Origin of the sequence: Arthrobacter sp. CAN_A212 (assembly GCF_015752345.1) — a bacterium.
Classification (GTDB): Bacteria; Actinomycetota; Actinomycetes; order Actinomycetales; family Micrococcaceae; genus Arthrobacter_D.
On record NZ_JADOUT010000029.1, the window covers coordinates 1 to 20,406 of the forward strand.

Here is a 20,406-nt window from a genome sequence, read left to right on the forward strand (position 1 = left end):
TACCCCAACGATGTCCATTACAGTTACCAGCAGCCGCACCAGGCAGCGTAAGAGAAAACACTAACTCCGCTGTCCGAAATTCACGCAGCAGCCCACCCATACTCAGAGGCGATCCGATCCCTCCATTCACCCCGACGCGCTTCACTCAAATCGAGGAAACAGGCGATCCAAGCGAAGAACTCGCGGCGCTAAGGCGTCAGATCATTTCCCTGCAGACCGAACGTGGTCGTATGGCCCATACCGTCCTCAACGTACTCAAAGATCTCGCTGCACAGTCCTACGGACTCGAATACGGCCAACGACTACTTTCCGCCGCGGTGCATGACCTTGAAAAACATGACCAAATCCTCCTCGAGGCGCGTCTTGCCCAAGCAAGGCTCGAAACTCGAGGCGAGAACGAAGACACCCGACCCCGAAACCGGCACAAAGAACAAACGAGAACGATTGGCGTATCCCCTACTACCGAGCGGCAGGATCACGATACATTCTCCGGTAGGGCCACTGACGGGCGTCCTGCCGGAGCCAAATAGGGTTGACGCGATCACCGAGGCTGGCCGCTGATACTGGTGCCGGGTTGGGTTGGGTGTTATCCCCAGAAAATGGGGTCTCCGCTTTCGTCCACATGATCCAGCAGTACTTGAAGGCTGGGACTCGGAGCAAGAAATTGGTACCGATGGAATTTCAGATTCCGGTCGCGCCAGTACAAGGTCCACAGCCCTGTCTTCTTCGTGAAATACATTCGAGCTATCGGGAAGCGTGACCACTGCGTTTGCTCATCCCCACCCCACGGGGGACGGCATTCGACAATGGTGAGGTGACGGGCAGCGACGTCGCACTCCACCCGCATCTCAGTACTGAATCTGGCCGGCACCCGTCCGGCGCACCAACGGCGCGCGCGAGCAACCTCGAGCTCAGGCAATCCAGAAGAAACCATAGTCTCGATAGTCCCAGAAGCTCACCGGCCGAGAAACTCCGGAAGACTTGGGAGGCCGTCAAAAAACCGTGGCCGCAAAAAACCGCAGATGGCCCTTCACCACTGTCGCCGGATGGCTCAGCTGGATTATGCAGGTCTTGACCGGTTGTTCCGGTGCTGCCATCGTCTTCCGGGACGCCAGTATTCGCCAGGCTTTGATGGGTAACCCATCCACCCGGACGTGGGTGACGAATATCACGTGGCAGAGGTTTTATGACAACGGCGTATCAAGTCGACTGATAATCCGATAGTTGTCCCCCTAAACGCCTTCGCCGGAGGGCCTCATCATGATCACCAAGCACAAAGTTCTCAGCGTCACGTTCACCGCAGCCCTGATCGCGGGAGCTGGCCTCGGGTCCACCGGGGTAGCCACGGCCGCCCCTAGCCCGGTATCCCAAGCAGTACCAGCCATGACCACCGGAGCAATGTCCATCAGCATCGATGACTTCGTGTTCTCAGGACCCGGCACCGTCAACCCCGGCGGCGAAATCAACGTCACCAACAACGACACCGAAGCCCACACCGTAACCGCTGACGATGGCTCCTTCGATGTCACCATCCCCGGCGGAGCAAGCGCTACCTTCACCGCCCCAGACACAGCAGGAAGCTACGGATTCTTCTGCAAATTCCACGGCAACATGCGCGGCACCCTCACCGTCGGCGCTGAAGCCATGGCACCAGCCCCCACCACACCAACCCCGGCGCCAGCTCCCGAAATCGCGGAGTCAGGTCCTGCAGAAGACGACGGTATGGACCAGATGGGTGCAGTCCCTCAGGGCGGCGCCGACACCGGTGTGGTGAACCAAACCCCAATCAAGGAACCACTGCTGATTGCTCTCGGTGGTGGGCTGGTCCTTCTGGCAGCAGCCGGTGGAACCTACGCCGTCCGCCGCCAAAGCACCAACAACTAAACCCCACTACTCGAGCTGACCGGGGTCCGACTCCTCCCCCCCGGTTAGTTCACCCAAAACGGCCGCCGCAGTAGTCCCCCAGCTCCTGCGGCGGTCGTCTGTCCAGAGCACACCATTAACAAGGCCCCCTCAGAAGAGGGGCTGCCCCGACGTCGTTTGTCCTGCTGTTTGGAGCCAACAGTCGATTCATTTAGATGAGAAGCCAGGGGGTTGGCAGGAGTTCCAGCCCCGCAGTAGGCACTCTGTTGCAAAAGGTGAGGCGCCCGTTGCTGGGCGCCTCACCTTTTCTTTGTTCAGGTAATAGTTCTATTTTTGCAAGAAGGTGAGCAGTGTCTGGTTGAACTCGTCGGGATGGCTTACGTTGCAGCCGTGTGGTGCGCCGTGGATGACGTGTAGGTCGCTGTCGGGCAGGGCTGCGTGGGTGCGCGCGCCGGAGCCTTCGAAGGGTACGACGCCGTCACCGTCGCCGTGCAGGACGAGGGCTGGAACGGTGATGTTTGGCAGGTCGTCGCGGAAATCGGTGGTTCCGAAGGCTTCCATGCAGGCTAGAGCGGCTTTTTTGTCTGCCTGCTGACATAACGCGATGGCTTCTTGGCGTTGCGCTTCGGTGACCTTGAGTTCTCCGTTGACGGAGAAGAACTCACGGGTGAAGCCGTCGTAAAAAGAGTTTTCGTCCTGGGTGAGGTCCGCTGTCATTGCCTCCGCCGCGTCGTTAGTGAGGGGGCCGTCGGGGTTGTCATCGCTTTGCATCAAGTAAGGAGGTACTGCGGAGGCGAAGACGACGCTACGGACCCGGTCGGTACCGTATTTAGTGAAGTAACGGGCGACCTCTCCTCCACCCATGGAGAAACCGACCAGAGTTGCGTCGGTGACTTCCAGTGCCTCGATGAGAGCACGTAGGTCCTCGGTGAGGGTGTCGTAGGTGTACCCGGTGCGGGGCTTGTCACTGCGACCGAAACCCCGCCGGTCGTAGGTGATGACCCGGTAGCCAGCGTCCCGCAAAGCGGGGACCTGGTCTTTGAAGGATTCCCCAGACAGGGGCCAACCGTGAATCAGGACAACTGGTCGGCCGGACCCGCCGGTGTCGTCGACGTGCAGATTTGTGTCTTTGAACAGACCGTGGTTAGCAGTAACTTCCGTCATGAAGAGCCTCCAACATTGAGATGGGATCGGCGTACAAACCCGACTCTACCCACTTCGACAGCAGGCTACCCTTCGGATGGGTCCTGTTCCATACTTCTTAACTGATCCAGGGGTGGTGCCCATGAAGCCTCCGGTACCGCAACCAGGCCTGATCTTCATCACCACTGCTTTTTCCTCGCACACACACTGCTTTTTCCTCAGACACTTCAGTCCCCTAGGCAAGGTCCGGCTGCCCTCCCCCAACGACGTCTTTGGAAGCGACCGCGGGGTTTGATAGGCACTCTTTCATACCCGTCGAAACGCGTTGTGAGGCCCCTGGCGCATCGCCCAAATCCCTGGCACTCCGCACACAGCATGAATGAAACATCTTAACAGGAGCCCAATCCCTGAAGGTGTGTGCAGTATCTTGGGCAGTGGGCGAACTCGGTTATCGTCCACCGAAGGGAACACTAATATTTTCCGTCTGACCGCACGGTGAGCTACCGCTAAGGGACCCGCCATGAACAGACACGGCAGCGAAGACTCTGCTGCCCTCGAGCATGCCCGCTCGTTCCCTGCCCCACCCAACGTTCCCGGTAAACAGCCCACTTCCAACGTGTCGAGGCCGGCCGCCCTGCACACAAAGTTCACTGCTGCCCACACGAGATTAGCCGGTTTCCTCCACCGCATCAGTGAAGGGGACCGGGATGCGTTCAGTGCTTTCTACTACCAGACCGCCCGCCAAGTGTATGGTTTGGCCCGCCGGATCATCGTTGACAGTGAGATAGCACAAGAAACCACGCAAGAAGTTTATTTGTTCGTGTGGCAGCAAGCCCGCCGCTATGATCCGGCGCTGGGTTCCCCGATGGCGTGGCTGATGACCATCACTCACCGCAGAGCAGTCGATAAAGTCCGTGCAGAACAATCCAGCACTAACCGGGCAGCTCGTTGGGCGAGCGCAAACCACAGCCCGGACTATGACTCGGTGGCCGAGACCGCGATCACCAGGGTTGAAGCGCAAACCGTCGCTACCTGCCTAGAACGGCTCTCTACCCTGCAGGGGGAAGCCATCAACCTTGCCTACTACCAATGCATGACCTACCGGCAAGTCTCAGAGCACTTGTCCATACCGTTATCGACGATCAAAACCAGAATCCGAGACGGACTGAAAAATCTCCGACTGTGCCTTGAAAGGAGGAGAACCTAAATGAACCTTCGTACTCTCGACCAAAGCGTAGCCCTGGACGAATCAGAGCAGCAGTTAGCTCGTTTGGAGTCAGTCCGCACTCACCTTGTAGGCACCGTCCTGGGTATGCTCGTAACCTGCACGAGCCCCACCCTGACCTGTGAACCAGGCACCCCCCTATCAATAGATCGGCAACGCCTCCTCAGCGCCGCAATAGGCGATTTACAGGATCTGGACGACCAGTTACATCAAGCCCGAAACCCGCTCAAGTACCAGCACTAGCCAGCTGAGTCTTTTCTCGTGGCTCGCCCCACCAAAAACAGGCCGATCACAGCAAGGACCCCTGCAACACCCTCGGCGACGGCGCTCAGCGCCTTGTCGAAGAACCAGATCGGCTCATACATCGCCGGGATCGGCCCAATAGCCGGCAACTGGATGTACACCGAGGACACAATGGCAGCGAAAGCTGACAACGCAACCACTGCAGCTACCAGGTAAGAGAGCCTGCTCCCCCGGATCAGCACATACAAGCCCGCGAGAATCGCCACCACAGCCTGAACCCGGAACAAATTACCGCCACCGATACCCCCAGGAAATGCCATCTGATAGCTAGCTGCCAGCTGAAAGTGGACAAAAGCGTCGATAGCTAACCCGACGGCGATTACCACTCTCAACCACACCAGCACCGCCGTGTTTCGAGACCGGACAGGGGCCATGGCCGGAACCTGGTCGGGGGTGGTCATCCTTCTACGACCAATGTGCCGACCATCGCCGGGTGGTAGGTGCAAATGAAGGAGTAGTCTCCGGGCTCATCAGGAGCCGTGAAGGTGACCGTCTCGTTAGGACCGAACACGGAATCGAACAATCCCTCCTCATCCGAAGTCACCGTGTGAGCGGCCGAATCGTTGTTAACGACCGTCACCTCCGCACCCGGAGCCACCGGACCGGAAATCTCGTACTCAAAATCAGTGACCGTGATCGTGACCTCCTCGGCAGCCGCCTCGGGTTCTCCAGCAGCACTTTCCTCCTCGGTCGCCTCAGCTGGGGCCCCGCTGGTCTCTTCAACCCCGGCCGCCGCGCTGGTGGAAGTGGACTCAGACTCCGCCGGGCTGCCAGCATCCTCCGACGCACCACAACCGGCAACTCCAACCAGAGCTCCAGCCAGTAAGACCCCCAAAATGCGCTGACGGATATCCATGATCAGCCTTTCCAACAGGATCTCAATCGGAGCAACCATCCAAAGCCCCGGGCACTGACAGCACCACAACCCTCTTCACTATGAGATTCGTCACAAGCAAGGGTGCGGATGACCCACGGAACCTCCCCATCAAGCGACGCAAGCTCATAACGTGCTCGCCCCAACGCCGATAACACCCTGATACGTCAGGCAGGCTCTGATTCAGATCGCCGTGAGAAAGACGAAGTCGTTTACCCGGCTACTGATGAGTGATCGTCCGGCTCATGGTTGCCAAAGTTCCATCGTGGACCAGTTATCCGGCACACCCATCGACTTCTTAGTCACATGTTCAGTCTCAGGGAACGAGTTGATCAACCCGGTCACACGCACAGCCCAGCCGTTGTCTGCCGGCTCAATCGACCGAAGCAGATATGCCATCACAGCTAACCCGTTGTACAGGCCGAATACCTGCTTGGAAGATTCCTCGTCTCGTAGATGATCCAACAGCGCGATCCGGCCTTTGCCAGGTCGTTTGGGGGCGATGACGAGTTTGCGGTTGAAAATTCGGGCGTGATGGGCAGCCACGTTCCGGACATAGTTGAGGCTCGCAACCCAACTGCTCATCACCCTCTTGGCCGGAACCCCGTACGCTGTAGCGATTTCCGTTGCAGTTGAGTTCGCCAGCCCGTTATATAGACGGCCCAGGTGACCCATTTCCATGATCTCGGTGAGGGCCCATATGGGCATTTGGTTGTTGTACTTTTCGCGGAAGTGGACGACGAAGGCTTCATCGGAATCGTCCTGCCGCTTTTGTATGCGATCAACCCATTGCTCGTGGTCACTTTGTAGGCTCTGGCCGGTCTCCGGATCGACCTTCCTGGCCGTGAATGCTTGCGTGAATGTGTCAGGATCCAGGTGGGAAAAGGCTGAGCGGCGGCCTAACGCATAACCGATTTGCATACGAAGTGAGACTTCGATCCGCTCGATTCCATCCAGAATGAGCATGCGTAGCCGGCGGTCGAAGTCGATGAGGTCCGCAGCATCTTGCAGGGAAGTTCCGGCTCTATAGTTACCCAAGATCCGAACTCGGGTACGACCGTGATCATCGGTATAGAGTTCTGACTCCCGGAATGGGTAAAGGTAACCGGTGAGTCGGTAATATCCCACCGCACACAGCAGCTGGGCGCCCTGCTCCATATCCTGAACCTGCACGCCCCGAGAAACGAGCTTGTTGACTTGGTCCTCGACTGACAACCATTTCTTGGTGTAGTCAGCCATGGCTCCCCCAGTTAAAGAAAATCAGCCCGAGCCGTGAGGCGAGCGGGCTGATCATGATGAATAAAACATACCACGCCCCCGATAGCCACGCATGACGAGAATCCGGAGTTGGCTGCATAAACGTAGGTCCCCGCCAATCTGAAGCGGTCACGAGAAACCAGACGAAAGCCTCCGCGTGTTGCCGCCGTCCTTCAGCCTGACGATTCGTCGTCACGCAAACCATCGTTCGTTAGAACGCCGACTTTAGCAACGTGAATTGACGAAACCCGATAAAGCAACTTAGGTTGACGTCATGGAGTCTTCGCGGGTCGCAGATGTCGCAGCGGATATAACCGATCCGCGTGCTGGTCTGCGGGCGGTGGCATCGCTCCGAGTTCTCGCAGACGCATTGGAGCTGCGTCAGGTCGAGGCCGCGCTTCGCTCGGGCATGAAATGGCAGACGATTGCGGACGCACTAGGGGTCACACGACAAGCAGTTCATAAGAAGTACTCCAAGCGCGTTGATCCTTCACTTCTCACCACCAGGAGTCGAGCATGAGCAGATTTACCCGGTACGCGACGACCAGTCAGTCATTGTCACTGGCGGCGATGGAGGAAGCGTCACGGAGGGGTTTGCGGGAGGCAGGCCTTCAGGACCTGTTCCTCGCCCTGACCTTGAGCGATCAGTCCGCCGGCCGGGTCCTTCGCGACCTGGGTATCACCATCGACGCGGGCCGTACCGCGGTGGAGGAATACCAGAAGGAACAAATAGCATCCCTGGGCATCAACGCGTCCCTGCCGCCGGCTGGGGACATCGTCCTCCCTAAGACCGGCGGATACGAGTTGTCCAAGCGTGCCCGTGTTCTTATCGGACGAGCCGGTGAAAAAGGCAGAACGGCCGACGCTACTGCGGTTCTGCGTGTGCTCCTCGATGAGCCCAGTGGAGTCGTGACAGACCTTCTCGAGCGGCTCAACACGACCCCGGCCATGGTGATCGCCGGACTGGACCACGCATCAACAGCTACTACCCAGAACAGCAAAATCCGGTCGCGTCGGCGTGGCGAGTGCACGGTGGTGAACGAGTCGTTCGTCCCCGCTTCGATCAACGAGGTGTGGGCGCTCCTGTCAGAGCCAGAACGTATCCCGGAATGGGACCCCATGGCCGGTACCGTCGAGACCACTATCGACGAAACCGCGTCCTCGCCTACGACAATGGAGAACCATAAACCCAGCGGTGAGAAAGTGCAGGTAGGCGCAGCATGGACCGTTCACGCGTCGACGACGTATCCGGACGGCAAACCACTCAGGGTCCAGGAGAAGCTCCGTCGCCGAACACTCGAAGTCCTCCACATAACTCCCCCGAGTCGGATCAGCTGGTACCTCACCTACCCCGACGCGATCACCAACCCGCCCATGACGAGGACCTTCGACCTGGCCCCGACCACGGGTGGAACACACCTCACCATCACCATGACCTGGGCGCAACGCCAAGGATGGCAACGCCTCCTACGCCCTGTGCTCCTACCCCCTCGGCGGTTCCTGACCTGGATCATGGTCAACCAGACCAGAGACACGATCAGTCGCGCCTTCCGCTAAACATCCCCATCACACCGCTTACCGTTACGGTTCACACAACTAGCCTTAGCGTCGGATATTTCACGAATTCACAAGCCACCCCGTTTGGGAGACCGATGCCCGCGGGCGTTCGCTGGATGCCCAAGCCTGCGATTTTTTCCTCGCTATGTACCGCCCGAACTTAGGGAAGACGGTACTGGAGGTGGTCGGTCGCGTAGGAACGGATGGCGGCTGCTACCCATCGGGGAAGGTCAGGGTCGTTGATCGCTACGGCGTCTCGTTGTCCGGGATCATTCTCAATGAGTTCAGCGAGTGCGTAATAGGATGCTCCGTCAACGGGCCATACGCTCTGAACTGCTGTGTGGTGCTCAGCAACAAGGCTGTGTGCTGAAGGTGATGTGGGCAGCACGCCAGATTGGCGTGCGTGGGACATCCGGGTGTAGAGCTCCTGACCATCAGCTGCCGCCTGGTCGTAGTCTCTCCGGGTCCACTGTGCAGTGCTCATGTCCGCAGCTTCAACGCTGCTTACTGCGGCTTCCCCAAACCGTTCCCGAAGGGTAACGGCAAGTTTCGACCGTTTCTCGTCCAGTCCACGGAAGAACTCTTCATCGGGAAGCCTGTCGTTACGTTCCAGATCATCCAGGGTGCCAATAATTGTGGCCGCAACCTGCTCGAGGCGATCGCGTTCAGCGGTGACAAGCATCAGATGGCTGCGCAGTGCAGCGGTTTCATCATCTTCGCCGGCGAGGATAGCGATGATTTGTGCAAGCGGAACATCAAGCTCGCGTAAAAGGAGGATTCGCTGCAGCCGGCGCAGCTGGTTACGGCCATACCAGCGGTAACCGTTGGAAGAGAGCGCCGCTGGGGCGAGCAAACCGATCTCGTCGTAATGCCGCAGGGTCCGGGCTGAGACGCCAGTCATTTTCGCGACCTGGCTAATTGAGTACTGCACCTTTTCAACGGTAGCGGCTTGACCCTCTCGTAGCGGCAACTTTTAGCCTTGCCTGTATGAAATCAGCGAACCCAACAATTGAACCCACAGGTAACCCTCACATTGACGAAGCTCTTGAACGGCTCGTGGATCCCGACAAAGATGTGCGTCAGGCCGCAGCTTTGAACCTCGGCACGAAAGCCGATACAGCGGCTGCGCAAGCACTGGTGAGACGGCTGGGGGCCGAGCAGGACTTCTTCGTGCGCGACACGCTCTCCTGGGCGATCACCCGCATCGCCGATGCAGCCACACCTCTTTTGCTCGACGCACTCTCCGGGACTGATACTGCCACTCGTGTGCAAGCACTTCATGTTCTAAGTAAGATCGCAGATCCGGCGACAACGAGCCACATTTCATTACTGACAGCAGACGCCGATACCGGTGTGGCATCCAAAGCCAGATGGGCCCTCACACGCATTGCAGACCCCAGCGCGATCCCGAACCTGGCCGCGCACTTAGGCACTGGGGACAGCCACAAGCGGAATGACCTCACGCGCGACCTCGCTTCCTTCGGCGCAGCCGCAGTCCCGGATCTCATCACAGCGCTAGCTAACGGCCCGGCGACAGTTCGAGGCCACGCAGCTGAGGTGCTCTGCTTTATGGGACACGAAGCGGAAGGCGCCACCGATGCCTTAGCTCAAGCATTGCAAGACACCGCCGATGAGGTTCGTCTATCCGCAGCTATGGCACTCTATGAAATGGACACAACAACAGCCCGAGAGATTCTCTCCCACCAGCTAGAAGCAGACGATCAACGGCTGCGCGCAATCGCCCGCCGCTCACAATCCAAAACCGCCCCCAAGAGATAACACGCGCGGCCAGCACAGATGACACACATCCCGTCCCAACGCGGAATCTCGATGCGTTCCCTTAGTCACTTAGAACGCCGATAACGTTCTATTACGTCGGGCTGGAGGACAGCACGATCATCATTTCAAGGGATCACTAAACGAGCGGGGCGCTGTGCCGAAGCCAACGGTTAACCTGTACCGAGTCGCCGCCCTGAGATCCAGATGCGGCGCTAGTCTGCCGAAATCCCGCACGTTCAGCGACTTTTTCACTGGCGCTGTTGCCAGCCATAGTCTCCAGTGCCAACGCGGAGCGTCAGAGGGTCAGAGGGTCATCACGACCTTGCCTCTGACGCCTCCGCTTTCGGCCCGGGCGAAGGCCTCCGACGCGTCCGCGAGTGGAAAGACCGCGTCGACGGGAATCGTCACCCTCTCCTCCTGCACCAGGCGAGCCAGGTAAGACAGATCCTGGCTCGAAGCGGATGTAGTCACCGCGGCGAATCGCGGAGAGCGCGGGTCCGGGTGCACCGTGGGCCGGATCAGCCGGAGCGCGTCGGACGTGATCGGCCGCGTCGACACGAGCACTCCCCCCGCACTCAGGGCGGCCCGCACGTCGGTGAAGCGGAGCACTCCGGGAACGTCGAGTATCAGGTCGTAATCTTCGCCGGCGCGGAGCGTGCTCTCGTCGCCCCGGGTAGCGATGTGGTCGGCGCCGAGGCCCCGGAGGTAATCGTCTCGGTCGCCGCTGGTGATCGCCGTCAGGTGGGCACCGGAGATCTTCGCCAGCTGCACGGCGAACGACCCGATCCCGCCGGCGGCCCCGTTGATCAGCACTCGACCTCCGCTTCCCGCCCGGAGGTGTCCACGGGTGCGGAGGGCCTGTAGCGCGGTCAGTCCGGCCAGCGGTAAGGCTGCGGCAGGGACATCCGCGATGTCTGCGGGGATGAGCGCAAGGCGCCGCTGATGCACCAGGACGTAGTCCGATTGACCGCCACCGCTGTGGTCGAGCAACCCCATCACCCGATCGCCCACCTCGAACGCCGTCACCTGTTCTCCGCACGACACGACCTCGCCGGCGATGTCGAACCCCGGGGACGTCCTGCTGGTGATCAACGCCATCAGCCCGGTGCCGTGGTGCAGGTTGACGTCGCTGCCGTTGATGCTCGATGCCGAGACCATCACCACCACGTCGGCCCCGGTCGCGTCGAGGGTCGCGGGAGTCTGGATGACGACGGGCTCGCGCGTGCCGTTCACCGGTTGGAAGGAGAGACGTCTCATGCTCCTACCCTAGCAATTGGTTTAGCTGCTAACCTATTTTCATCGATCAACCTAGGAGCTCACGATGACGACCATCGCACTGTTCGGCGCCACCGGTCGCACCGGTGGCCACGTGCTGGATCAAGCGCTCAAAGCCGGCCACGAGGTTCGGGCATTGGCCCGCCGTCCGGCCGCCATCCGGGTGACCTCGGATTCTCTCGAGGTAGTGCAGGGCGACGTACTCGATCGCGCTGCGGTCAACCGAGTCGTCGAGGGCGCCGACCTGGTGATCAGCGTCTTCGGGCGGGTCAAAGATTCACCGGACGCCCTGCAGACAGATGGGACGAGGATCATCGTCGAGTCCATGAAGGAGCACGGCGTCACCCGGATCATCTCCCTGTCCGGCGGCGGTCTGCCGGCACCTCAGGACAAGCCGAAAGTACCGGACCGGGTCATCCGTCTCCTGCTGCGGACTCTCGCCGCGAAAGTGCTTCGTGACGCCGCGGGGCATCTGAAGGTGCTGCAGGACAGCGGACTGGACTGGACTGTCGTGCGGGGTCCGGTGCTCACCGATGCCGCCTTCACCGGGGTGTACCGGGTGGGCTGGGTCGGGGTTGATGCGAGTACGAAGATCGGTCGGGCCGATCTGGCGGACTTCATCCTCCACCAGGTGCACGATCACCGGTTCGATCGCCAGATGCCCTTCGTGAGCTACTGATGCCTTCGACGACGACGGCGTCACCGGGTGCTGATGGATGAGGATCGTGTCGGTCTGCTCCACGGAGTACTCCGGTCGATGACGACGCTCACCAGGGTCTTCGCGGCCCGGGGCACGCATCCGTTCAAAGACCGTGCGCTCGGCCGACGCGAGATGGATGTGATGTTCTTCGTCTCCCAGCCCGGCACGATGACCGTCCGGCGACTCGCTGAAGCTCTCGGGGTCACCAGCGGTGCCATCAGCCAGGTGCTACCGAAGTTGGAGCGGATCGGTCTCATCGCGGTCGACGTCGACCCGCTCGATCGGCGGCACCGTCTCGTGCGGGCGACAGAGTCGGCGGCCGCAGAAGTCACCGCCTTCCAGGACGAGTACGTGCGCACACTGCTACCCGAGTTCCACCCGCTGAGCGACTCCGAGTTGGTCGAACTTGACCGGTTGCTCGCGAAGGTGCACTCGGCTCAGGGGGTCGGTGACGGTGCGACGGCGGCGGTTCTCGCTGCTGAGTCGGCGGCAGTCACTCCGGCGGCGGGTCGGGCGGTTGCCGCTGAGTTTGCTGCTGAGGCACCCTCCGGGTGACGGATGCGATGGGCCAGCGGCCCCGGCCACTCGTCGGCGAGCATCGCGAACACGATCTCCTCGCTCCACTCGCCCTTGAACATCCGATGACTCACCAGGTGAGCCTCCTTCCGCAGGCCCAACCGGGAAGCCAGGCGTTGTTCCCAGCCAGGTCCTCATTCCCCTGCTCGTCCTGCTGCTATTGCTGTCCTCGATCAAAGTCTGGAACCACGACTAGCACCGTTCCCGTCATCGCAGGAGAACCTGCGGACTGAGCAGAAGTGGTCTCAAACCAAGCCGCCATAATCAAACAGTTATGCCCTACGGTGGATGTAACCAGTGAGGGGGTTCCACATGGCCTGCAACGGCTGCACGACATCTTCGAAACTAGACTTCGATTTCAGCATGGCCTTCCAACCGATTTATGACGCGGTTGCCGGCCGCGTGTGGGGCTACGAAGCGCTGGTCAGAGGCTTGTCGGGCGAGGGTGCTTTTGAAGTCCTGTCAAAGATCTCGCCGGAGCAAAAATACCGCTTCGACCAAGACTGTCGTGTCAAGGCAATCGAGCTGGCGTCGCGCCTATTTCCTACAGGCGAGGAATTGATGCTCTCCATCAACTTCATGCCGAACGCGGTCTACCAACCGGCTGCATGCCTTCGTGCGACGCTACTCGCGGCCGAGCGATGCAGTTTCCCGACGTCATCGGTCATGTTCGAATTCACGGAAAATGAGGAGGTTTTGGACACCGCTCACCTCACGAACATCATCGCCGAATATCGCAAGCATGGTTTCACCACCGCCATCGATGACTTTGGTGCTGGTCATGCGGGACTAGGACTCCTGGTCGAGTTCCAGCCAGACCTGATCAAGATCGACATGTTGCTCATCCGAGGCATCGACACCAGCCCGGCCCGCCAGGCTGTCGTGGCTGGCATCATGGGAATCACCAAAGCACTCGACATCACAGTGCTCGCAGAAGGCGTTGAGACCGAAGCGGAGTTCCTAGTTCTGAAGACAGCCGGCATCCGCCTCTTCCAAGGATACTGGTTTGCGAAGCCAGCATTCGAAAAACTCCCACAGATACAATCGTGGTCTGCTCTCAACGTCACCAGTGTCGCTTAGCAACCCACAGATGGCATACTCGAAAAATCCCGCACCGGCTACTCCTCTAGCGTCTAATAAACGATCGTTACCGGGCGCTCATTGCCCCTCGGATCTCGACCTCACTGTTGATTCCATCAGGGTTGTGGAGTTTGACGCTCCGTGGCGGCGTTCTGTGAGCGCTCCGCGTCGTCAGTTGCCGATGACAAGGATAGTTGCGGCCGCTTCGATGACGTCGTCGGTGATGGTTTCGAGTTGGTTGATTTTGAGAACGCGGTTGATTTGTGGGAAGAGTCGTTCGAGGAGGCGGAAGTTGCCCCGAGTGATCCGTTCGATCGCGGCGATGGCTTGAGCGTCGGTGAAGTCGTCGGGGTTAAGGGTTCGGCCGAGGCGTTTCCAGTGTTGGCCGAGGACGAAGAGGAGCTCGTCGCGGCCAAGTCCTCTATATAGGTGGGAGAAGCCGAGTCTGCTGTACAGCTGGGGGTAGTGGCGGAAGCGTTGGTCGATGCCGGGCATGCCGATGAGGATTATCGCCAGGTGCGTGCGGTCGTGCCGGTCGCGAAGCATGTCGAGTGCGGTGGGGGTTAGCCGTTCGGCTTCGTCAATGATCAGCAGTTCGACGAGCCGGGTGACGTCTCGCTGTCTCTGGGTCGCGGGGGCGGCGCCGGTCGCGCGGAGATGCTCGTCGGCGCAGATGCCGACTTTGCTTTGCCAGTGATCGATCTCGTACATGAGGGTCTTGGGTCGGCAGAGCACTTCGGGTGTGTAGAAGACGGTGCGGGATCGGTTGGCGAGAGCGTAGTGCTTCGCGTCGTGATCACCCCGCGGCCCCCATTCGTTGATGTAGGGCTCGAGGGTGTCCCAGTTGGCGTAGCGACGGGCGGAGTTGGTTTTACCGACGCCGGCGTCGCCGTGGCAGATTCCGATGGTTCGTTCTTTCCGGACGGCGTTGGCGAACTCGGTGAAGCGTCGGTGTTCCTTGGTCACGATGAAGGCCTGGCTCATCATTCGTCCTCTTCGTAGGTGCGCAGCCGTAGACGTCGCGGGGTGGGTGGGGTTTCCCGTGGTTCCTCGCGGGAGGTGGCGGTCGGAATGCGGTCGTTGATGGTGCGGCGCAGTTGTCGGCGGCGGGCCCGGCGGGCGGTTTCGATGTCTTGGAGGCTGAGGCGAAGGTTCGGGTGGGCTTCGTCGACCGCGACGCAGATGAAGGTGTGGTGGTCGTAGATCCGGATCTCGGAGATGTCGCGGGGGTCGTAGCGGATGGTGATGGTATGCCCGACGAACGGCGCGAGCGTTGGGGCAACGTAGCGCTGACCCTGGAAGTGGATGCCGTCACGCTGAACGGTGCGGTTCTTGGGAACGGTGAGTAGGAGCCCGTCGAGTTGCTCGAGGCTGTCGGGCATGCGGGTTAGCCAGCCGTCGGCGACCCAGGCGTCCCGCGGGGAGATGCCCATCTCTCGGTGCGGGCGGTCGTTGTAGCCGGCGATGAAGGCACCGATCGCACGGTCGAGCCCTGGACGGTCGAGTACGGGTGTCGGTGTGCGGCTGCCGGGTGCGAGGTGACCTGGGAGGGTGGCGAGCAGTTCGGTATTGATGGTGCCGAAGAAGCGTTCGATCTTCCCGCGGCCCTGGGGTCTGCCGACGGTCGAGTGGATGATCCGGATGTGCAGCTCGATTGTGGTGCGTTCGAGGTGGTGGCTGGTGAAGTCGGAGCCGTGGTCGACGTGAAGGATGTCGGGCAGACCGCACATCGCCCAGCCGGGGTCGCTTTTCCGCCAACTGGCCTGCCGTGAGGCGAGGGCAGTGTTCATTGCGCGCCTCAGCGATCGACCCGCGCCTCCAGCAGGCGCCGCTCGGCGTCGTTCGCCGTGAGTTCCAGGGCGCACAGGTCCTCGGCCATCGCTTCGTCCCGACGGCCGAGGTGCCGGAGCATCCGCGCGCGCACGGCGTGCCAGAGGTGGTATCCCGTGAGGGTGCGTCGCAGCGCATCCACCTCGTGCAGTGCCGCCTGCGGTCCGTCGACCTCAGCGAGCGCCACCGCGCGGTTCAGCCGTACGACCGGCGAGCGGTCGTACGCGAGCAGCATGTCGTAGAGCGTGAGCACCTGGAGCCAGTCGGTGTCGCTGCCGTCGCGCGTGTCGGAGTGGCATGCGGCGATCGCCGCGTGCAGCTGCCAGCGCCCCGGGCGTCGTAGCATCGCCGCCTTCTCGAGCACGGCCTGTGCCTCGGCGATCAGTCGGCGATCCCACCGCGCCCGGTCCTGATCGGCGAGAAGGATGAGCTCTCCATCGACGGCGCGTGCACCTTCGCGTGCTCGGTGGAACAGCAGCAATGCGAGCAGTCCCTGCGCCTCCGCCTCCCGCGGCAGTTCGTGTGCGACGACGCGCGCGAGCCACAGGGCGTCGTCGGCGAGGTCGCGGTCCGCGGCCGCGTCTCCGCCTGCGACCAGGTGGGCCTCGCTGTACATCACGGAGATGACAGTCAGGACGATATCCAGGCGCTCGGCCCGCTCGGATCCCTCGGGGATCCGCAGGGGGATGCCGGCGGCACCGATCTTTCGCTTGGCCCGCACGATCCGCTGCGCGACCGTCGATTCCGGGGCCAGGGTGGCACGCGCGATCTGCGCGGTCGTGAGGCCGCAGATCGCACGGAGCGTCAGAGCGAGCTGCGCGTCCGGCGAGACAGCGGGGTGACAGCAGCCGAAGAGGAGCGGCAGTCGCTCGTCGGGCTCGCGGGTGCCGGTGCGCGGTGCGGTCTCGGCCGGATCGGTGAGCAGGGCCAGCTTCTCGCGGTACCGCTTCTCGCGCCGCAGGCGGTCGAGGGCGTTGTGGCGGGCCGCCTGCGTCAGCCATCCCCCGGGATTGGGAGGCACCCCGCGGGTGCGCCAGTGGCGCACGGCCTCCTCGATCGCCTCGGCGACCGACTCCTCTGCAAGGTCGAGGCTCCCGAGCCAACCTGTGAGCGCCGCGACGATCCGCGCGGACTCCTCGCGGATCACCCTCGCGAGGAGTTGATCGGATGCCGCGGCGTGGGCGCGGCCTGACTCCGCTGCCGCGGCATCCGTTTCGTTCACGGCTCGATGTGGCTTTAGTAGACGATGATCGGGCGGATCTCGACCGCAACGCCGGGCAGCTCGAGCAGCGGCCACGTCTTGACGACGGCGATCGCCGCGTCGAGGTCGGGCACGTCGATCACCTGGAATCCGCCGATGACCTCCTTCGCCTCCGAGAACGGCCCGTCGGCCACGACCGGTGCGTCGCCGCCGTAGCTGACCGTGGTCGCGGTGGTGACCGGCTGCAGCTGGGCGCCGGACTCGGTCATCACCTCGCTGTGCGTGCCGAACCAGTCGTAGGTGCGGCGGTAGACCTGCTCGGCGTGCTCAGGCGATACCGCTGCGTCGAGTTCGGGCGTGGTTGTGAACATGATGACGTACTTCACGGTCGTGTCCTTTCGTTATGGGAACAGTTTCATCCCTACAGCGAACGGGCAAGCCCCAATTCGACACGAACCGCGGAATCCGAGTCAGAAGAGCGAGAGCGCGGGCCTCGGGGGCGAGGGTGGGGTGGCAGCAGGTGAACACCAGCCGGAGCCGGTCGTCCGGCACCGCGGCGTCGGGCCAGTCCAGGTCGGCCGGGTCGTGCGGATCGACGGTCGCCGGCTCCACGAGCAGCGGGAGCTTGCGCCGGGGGGTGACCTCGCGACGCAACCGGTCCAGCGCATGGTTCCGCGCCGCCGTGGTCAGCCACGCGCCGGGCCGCTCCGGGACGCCGTCCCGGGTCCAGGCCTGCAATGCGCTGACGTACGCCTCCTGCGCGCACTCCTCCGCGACGTCCAGGTCGCCCGTGACGCGCACCGTGGCGGACAGCACGAAGGCCCACTCGGAGCGGTGGGCCTGCGCCAGCGCGGCAGCGACCGCGTCCGTCTGCATGGCGGACGCGGTCGGCTCGTCGCTGGGAGCGATCAGAACGGGCTCGTCGCCGGGTCCACGAGCGGGCGAACCTCGACGCCGCCGCCGGGGGCCGGGCACAGCTTGCCGATCTCGACGGCGTGGTCGAGGTCGCGCGCCTCGACGACGTAGTAGCCGCCGAAGGTCTCCTTGCTCTCGAGGAACGGACCGTCCGTCACCGCGCCGCCCTTGATCGTGGTCGCCGTCGTCACGGGCGCGAGCGCCCCCCCGCCCGCCATGGACCCACCGAGCTCGGAGACCTGCTTGATGAACGTACTGTGCGCGTCGACCACCGCGCCCCACCCCTCGGGCGGCATGGTCTCGTAAAGGGCCGGGTCTTCGTAGATGAGGATCGCATACTGGGTCATGGAAGTGTCTCCTGCACTGGGTCGCGGGCCGGCCTGTCCGGCTCCGTCATAGTGACAGCGAACACCCTGCCGCCAAATCGACAGTAAGCCCGAATTTTTGTGACTGTTAGTTGGGAATGGCGGTTAGTTGCAGCTTCAATTGGCGGTTCTGTCGCCCGGGCTCATGCTGCTCGGGCTCATTGAGGACCGAGTTCTTGATACTGGCGCTGCACCGGCTGAAATCAGTGCCTTCCTGACGCCTGATTGTGGTCGAATGAGAAGATGGCGTGAACCTTCTAGGCGCAACGGGTAATACATAGTGTGAGCACCGATAAAGACATCATTCTGCGGTCCCGTGGCTGGCCCGCGGCTTTCAGCGAGTTGTACAAGCGACACGCATCCGCGATCTATAAGTACGCGGAGCGCCGGGCAGGCGTATCAGTTGCTGAGGACGTGATGGCAGAGACATTCTTGGTTGCGTTCGAGAAACGGGATTCTTTTAGTACCGCCTGGGATGATGCGCGGCCCTGGCTGTTCGGGATCGCAACCAACTTGTTGAAGAAGCATTACCGGGCAGAAGCCCGCGCGATGAGGGCCTATATCCGCTCGGTGGAACGCATCGACAGCTCGAAGCCGATGGAAGATGTGGACGACGCGATCGATGCTCAGGTCTCTAGCAAGCTCATAGCGGCGGCGCTCCACTCGATGCCAGCTATCGACAGGGACACAATTCTCTTATTCGCCTGGGCAGAACTGTCTTACGAGGGCATCGCGGCGGCAATGGATGTCCCGGTTGGCACCGTTCGCTCACGCCTCCATCGGGCCCGCATGTCGCTTCGCTCAACTCTTGGATTTTCGCCCTATTTTGCCGAGGAAGGTAGCCATGAACGAGCTACAGCTGCTCAAAGAAACGCGTAAGACCGACCAGCCCGTCCCCACTGAGACCTTGGACCGCGGGCTTGCTCAGCTGATGTCAGCGATTGAGAAAGGAACGCCACGCGCTTCGATTCCTCAGCGCTGGCTCTTCTCAAGACGATCGCTGCTCACCATCGCGGCCACGGCCGCCCTGATCATCGGGCCTGTAGCCGTGAATATTGCCCTGCCTGAAGCACCTACCGGAGCATCCGCTGAAGCCGCAGAGTTTCTCGGCAATGCGGCGGTCGCAACCATCAATACCGCTGACCCGCTCGTCGGGGAGGGTCAGTACCTGAAAACGGACATCAAAGCGCTTTATGGCAACTCCCTGGCGCTTCCAGACGGCGAACAGGCGACGTGGTTGGCGACGCAAGACTCCCAGCTGTACATACCAGCGGATCGGTCCGAGGAATGGGTGTGGAACAGGGAAGAGGAAGTACCAGTCACGTTCTTCAGTGAAGCCGCCCGGGAGGCAGCGGAAGAGGTAACCGCGTCAAGCAGCCCGTTTGGACAGGTTGTACGGGCGGCCGGTGGAGCTTTCTACGGGAGCGGCCAACTATTCCTTGACCAGCCCCTACATGAAGCGATGCGAGACGCGCCACGCGACCCGCAGGAATTGCTATCCCTGATTTATACGAAGACCGAGGGGCAGGGCTGGTCACCCGAGCATCACGCTCTCACCACAATCGCTGATTTCCTCAGGACCGGAGCAGTTCCCGCAGATCTAAGGTCTGCTCTTTATCATGCGACGGCCCTCATTGAGGGTGTGGAAATAGTCGAGAAAGGGGCGACGATCGATGGACGAAGTGGCACGGCAATCGGTATTCAGACACCAGACGGTGGGGGCAGGCAAGACATCATCATTGACGTAGAGACTGGAATGATGATCGGCGAGCGATCCACCGTTCTGAAACCCACCCCGCAGTACCCAGCTGGCACTGTCACTTCCTGGACGGCAATCGAAACCTCCGTAGTGAATGCAGCACCCTGAGGCCGTCTCGTGCCCGCTGTCATCGGCAGGTGCTCCTACCTGGCAAACGGGACGCCATAAACGTTCGTATTTGCTACAAGCACCATCGCCGTCGCCAAAGTGTGTGACTGTTAGCTCAGAATGGCGGCTTTTTCACAGCTTCGTTTGGCGGTTTGACGTCTTGTAAGCCATGGGATGCAAGACACAGAGGTTTCGAGACACCAAGTCCTATAAGAAGGAGCAACCGGCCGTCCGCGGGGCGGATTGCTGGCAACGGATCCTTCACCGCGCTATGGCTTTGACCGCCCAAGCCACGCGCTGAGTCGGCGCCGGTTTCGTCTACCTTCTGTTTCAAGTGGGGGTAGCAGTGGGGACTGCCCACGGTTTGGTTGACTCGTGGGGTTGATAGTTTCTTAGGCGGCTAGCACCATGTTGTTGATTGTCTCAAACTCGATCGGGGTTAGTTTACCGAGGGCTTTCTGCCGGCGTCGGCGGTGGTAGGTGCGTTCGATCCAGGTGATGTGGTTGGGCCCCCGTTGGCAGTCCAGTGGCTATGCGATAGCTAGTTGGTTTCCTGCGGTCCAGTTCTCCCAGTATCTTGACGGTGTCATTCCGTC

24 protein-coding genes are annotated in these 20,406 nt (G+C 61.3%); 11 read left to right on the forward strand and 13 right to left on the reverse strand.

The genetic code is table 11. The features are described from left to right. On the forward strand, positions 1-530 hold a 530-nt coding region (locus tag IWX64_RS17140; RefSeq protein WP_334683342.1), incomplete at its 5' end, for a hypothetical protein. Between the two features lie 56 nt (positions 531-586). Here the strand turns inward: IWX64_RS17140 and IWX64_RS15430 are convergent. Beyond that, positions 587-934, reverse strand: a complete 348-nt coding sequence (locus IWX64_RS15430) for a DUF3024 domain-containing protein (protein WP_196868018.1) — start codon at positions 932-934, stop codon at positions 587-589. 326 nt (positions 935-1,260) lie between these two features. On the opposite strand from IWX64_RS15430, the gene IWX64_RS15435 reads away from it, so the two are divergent. Next, positions 1,261-1,884: a cupredoxin domain-containing protein gene (locus IWX64_RS15435; protein WP_196868019.1), complete on the forward strand. Its 624-nt coding sequence runs from the start codon at positions 1,261-1,263 to the stop codon at positions 1,882-1,884. A 306-nt stretch (positions 1,885-2,190) separates the two neighbouring features. Here IWX64_RS15435 and IWX64_RS15440 read toward each other — a convergent pair whose 3' ends face one another. Beyond that, positions 2,191-3,027 (reverse strand): alpha/beta fold hydrolase, encoded by an 837-nt coding sequence (locus tag IWX64_RS15440; RefSeq protein WP_196868020.1) that lies wholly within the window; start codon positions 3,025-3,027, stop codon positions 2,191-2,193. A 499-nt stretch (positions 3,028-3,526) separates the two neighbouring features. Between IWX64_RS15440 and sigK the strand changes: the two genes are divergently transcribed. After that, the gene (gene sigK / locus IWX64_RS15445; RefSeq protein WP_196868021.1) at positions 3,527-4,213 is read left to right on the forward strand and encodes an ECF RNA polymerase sigma factor SigK; all 687 of its coding nucleotides are present in this window, start codon (positions 3,527-3,529) and stop codon (positions 4,211-4,213) included. 257 nt (positions 4,214-4,470) lie between these two features. Here sigK and IWX64_RS15450 read toward each other — a convergent pair whose 3' ends face one another. The 3 genes from IWX64_RS15450 to IWX64_RS15460 form a co-directional block, all read right to left on the reverse strand. Next, positions 4,471-4,935: a hypothetical protein gene (locus tag IWX64_RS15450; protein ID WP_334683343.1), complete on the reverse strand. Its 465-nt coding sequence runs from the start codon at positions 4,933-4,935 to the stop codon at positions 4,471-4,473. After that, a complete protein-coding gene (locus IWX64_RS15455; protein ID WP_196868022.1) occupies positions 4,932-5,429 on the reverse strand; it encodes a cupredoxin domain-containing protein in 498 nt (165 codons plus the stop codon). Before IWX64_RS15455 ends, IWX64_RS15450 begins: the two co-directional genes overlap by 4 nt. 222 nt (positions 5,430-5,651) lie before the next feature. Next, positions 5,652-6,647, reverse strand: coding sequence for an Abi family protein (locus IWX64_RS15460; protein WP_196868023.1), 996 nt, complete (start codon positions 6,645-6,647; stop codon positions 5,652-5,654). 292 nt (positions 6,648-6,939) lie between these two features. Between IWX64_RS15460 and IWX64_RS17145 the strand changes: the two genes are divergently transcribed. Together IWX64_RS17145 and IWX64_RS15465 are read left to right on the forward strand one after the other, a co-directional pair. Next, entirely contained in the window at positions 6,940-7,185 is a 246-nt protein-coding gene (locus IWX64_RS17145; protein WP_334683344.1) for a hypothetical protein, read from the forward strand. After that, entirely contained in the window at positions 7,182-8,222 is a 1,041-nt protein-coding gene (locus IWX64_RS15465) for an SRPBCC family protein (RefSeq protein ID WP_196868024.1), read from the forward strand. Before IWX64_RS17145 ends, IWX64_RS15465 begins: the two co-directional genes overlap by 4 nt. A gap of 160 nt (positions 8,223-8,382) precedes the next feature. Here the strand turns inward: IWX64_RS15465 and IWX64_RS15470 are convergent, their stop codons facing one another. Next, positions 8,383-9,153: a MerR family transcriptional regulator gene (locus IWX64_RS15470; protein ID WP_334683345.1), complete on the reverse strand. Its 771-nt coding sequence runs from the start codon at positions 9,151-9,153 to the stop codon at positions 8,383-8,385. 56 nt (positions 9,154-9,209) lie between these two features. Here IWX64_RS15470 and IWX64_RS15475 point away from each other — a divergent pair, with 56 nt between their 5' ends. Continuing rightward, positions 9,210-10,001, forward strand: a complete 792-nt coding sequence (locus IWX64_RS15475) for a HEAT repeat domain-containing protein (protein WP_196868026.1) — start codon at positions 9,210-9,212, stop codon at positions 9,999-10,001. Between the two features lie 303 nt (positions 10,002-10,304). On the opposite strand, the gene IWX64_RS15480 is transcribed toward IWX64_RS15475, so the two are convergent. After that, a complete protein-coding gene (locus IWX64_RS15480) occupies positions 10,305-11,258 on the reverse strand; it encodes an NAD(P)-dependent alcohol dehydrogenase (protein WP_196868027.1) in 954 nt (317 codons plus the stop codon). A 64-nt stretch (positions 11,259-11,322) separates the two neighbouring features. Here IWX64_RS15480 and IWX64_RS15485 point away from each other — a divergent pair, with 64 nt between their 5' ends. From IWX64_RS15485 to IWX64_RS15495, 3 genes are all read left to right on the forward strand, one after another. After that, positions 11,323-11,955 (forward strand): NAD(P)-dependent oxidoreductase, encoded by a 633-nt coding sequence (locus IWX64_RS15485; RefSeq protein ID WP_196868028.1) that lies wholly within the window; start codon positions 11,323-11,325, stop codon positions 11,953-11,955. A 33-nt stretch (positions 11,956-11,988) separates the two neighbouring features. Continuing rightward, entirely contained in the window at positions 11,989-12,531 is a 543-nt protein-coding gene (locus IWX64_RS15490) for a MarR family winged helix-turn-helix transcriptional regulator (RefSeq protein WP_196868029.1), read from the forward strand. A gap of 384 nt (positions 12,532-12,915) precedes the next feature. Beyond that, complete coding sequence (locus IWX64_RS15495; RefSeq protein ID WP_334683346.1) at positions 12,916-13,632, forward strand: EAL domain-containing protein; 717 nt, start codon at positions 12,916-12,918, stop codon at positions 13,630-13,632. Between the two features lie 171 nt (positions 13,633-13,803). Here IWX64_RS15495 and IWX64_RS15500 read toward each other — a convergent pair whose 3' ends face one another. From IWX64_RS15500 to IWX64_RS15525, 6 genes are read right to left on the reverse strand one after another with little or no spacing between them, the layout of a single operon-like run. Next, the gene (locus tag IWX64_RS15500) at positions 13,804-14,616 is read right to left on the reverse strand and encodes an AAA family ATPase (RefSeq protein ID WP_196868031.1); all 813 of its coding nucleotides are present in this window, start codon (positions 14,614-14,616) and stop codon (positions 13,804-13,806) included. Next, positions 14,616-15,422, reverse strand: coding sequence for a Mu transposase C-terminal domain-containing protein (locus IWX64_RS15505; protein WP_334683347.1), 807 nt, complete (start codon positions 15,420-15,422; stop codon positions 14,616-14,618). Before IWX64_RS15505 ends, IWX64_RS15500 begins: the two co-directional genes overlap by 1 nt. Positions 15,423-15,430: 8 nt before the next feature. Beyond that, the gene (locus IWX64_RS15510; protein WP_196868032.1) at positions 15,431-16,684 is read right to left on the reverse strand and encodes an RNA polymerase sigma factor; all 1,254 of its coding nucleotides are present in this window, start codon (positions 16,682-16,684) and stop codon (positions 15,431-15,433) included. Between the two features lie 14 nt (positions 16,685-16,698). Beyond that, positions 16,699-17,034, reverse strand: coding sequence for a YciI family protein (locus IWX64_RS15515; protein WP_334683348.1), 336 nt, complete (start codon positions 17,032-17,034; stop codon positions 16,699-16,701). Beyond that, on the reverse strand, positions 16,991-17,539 hold the full coding sequence (locus tag IWX64_RS15520) for a sigma factor (RefSeq protein ID WP_196868034.1): 549 nt from the start codon (positions 17,537-17,539) through the stop codon (positions 16,991-16,993). Before IWX64_RS15520 ends, IWX64_RS15515 begins: the two co-directional genes overlap by 44 nt. A 32-nt stretch (positions 17,540-17,571) precedes the next feature. Beyond that, positions 17,572-17,925, reverse strand: a complete 354-nt coding sequence (locus IWX64_RS15525; RefSeq protein ID WP_196868035.1) for a YciI family protein — start codon at positions 17,923-17,925, stop codon at positions 17,572-17,574. 300 nt (positions 17,926-18,225) lie between these two features. Between IWX64_RS15525 and IWX64_RS15530 the strand changes: the two genes are divergently transcribed. Beyond that, on the forward strand, positions 18,226-18,822 hold the full coding sequence (locus IWX64_RS15530) for an RNA polymerase sigma factor (RefSeq protein ID WP_334683349.1): 597 nt from the start codon (positions 18,226-18,228) through the stop codon (positions 18,820-18,822). After that, positions 18,788-19,810 carry a hypothetical protein gene (locus IWX64_RS15535; RefSeq protein WP_196868036.1) on the forward strand — a complete coding sequence of 341 codons (1,023 nt, stop codon included), beginning with the start codon at positions 18,788-18,790 and terminating at the stop codon, positions 19,808-19,810. The genes IWX64_RS15530 and IWX64_RS15535 overlap by 35 nt, the downstream gene beginning before the upstream one ends. Positions 19,811-20,406: the final 596 nt, after the last annotated feature.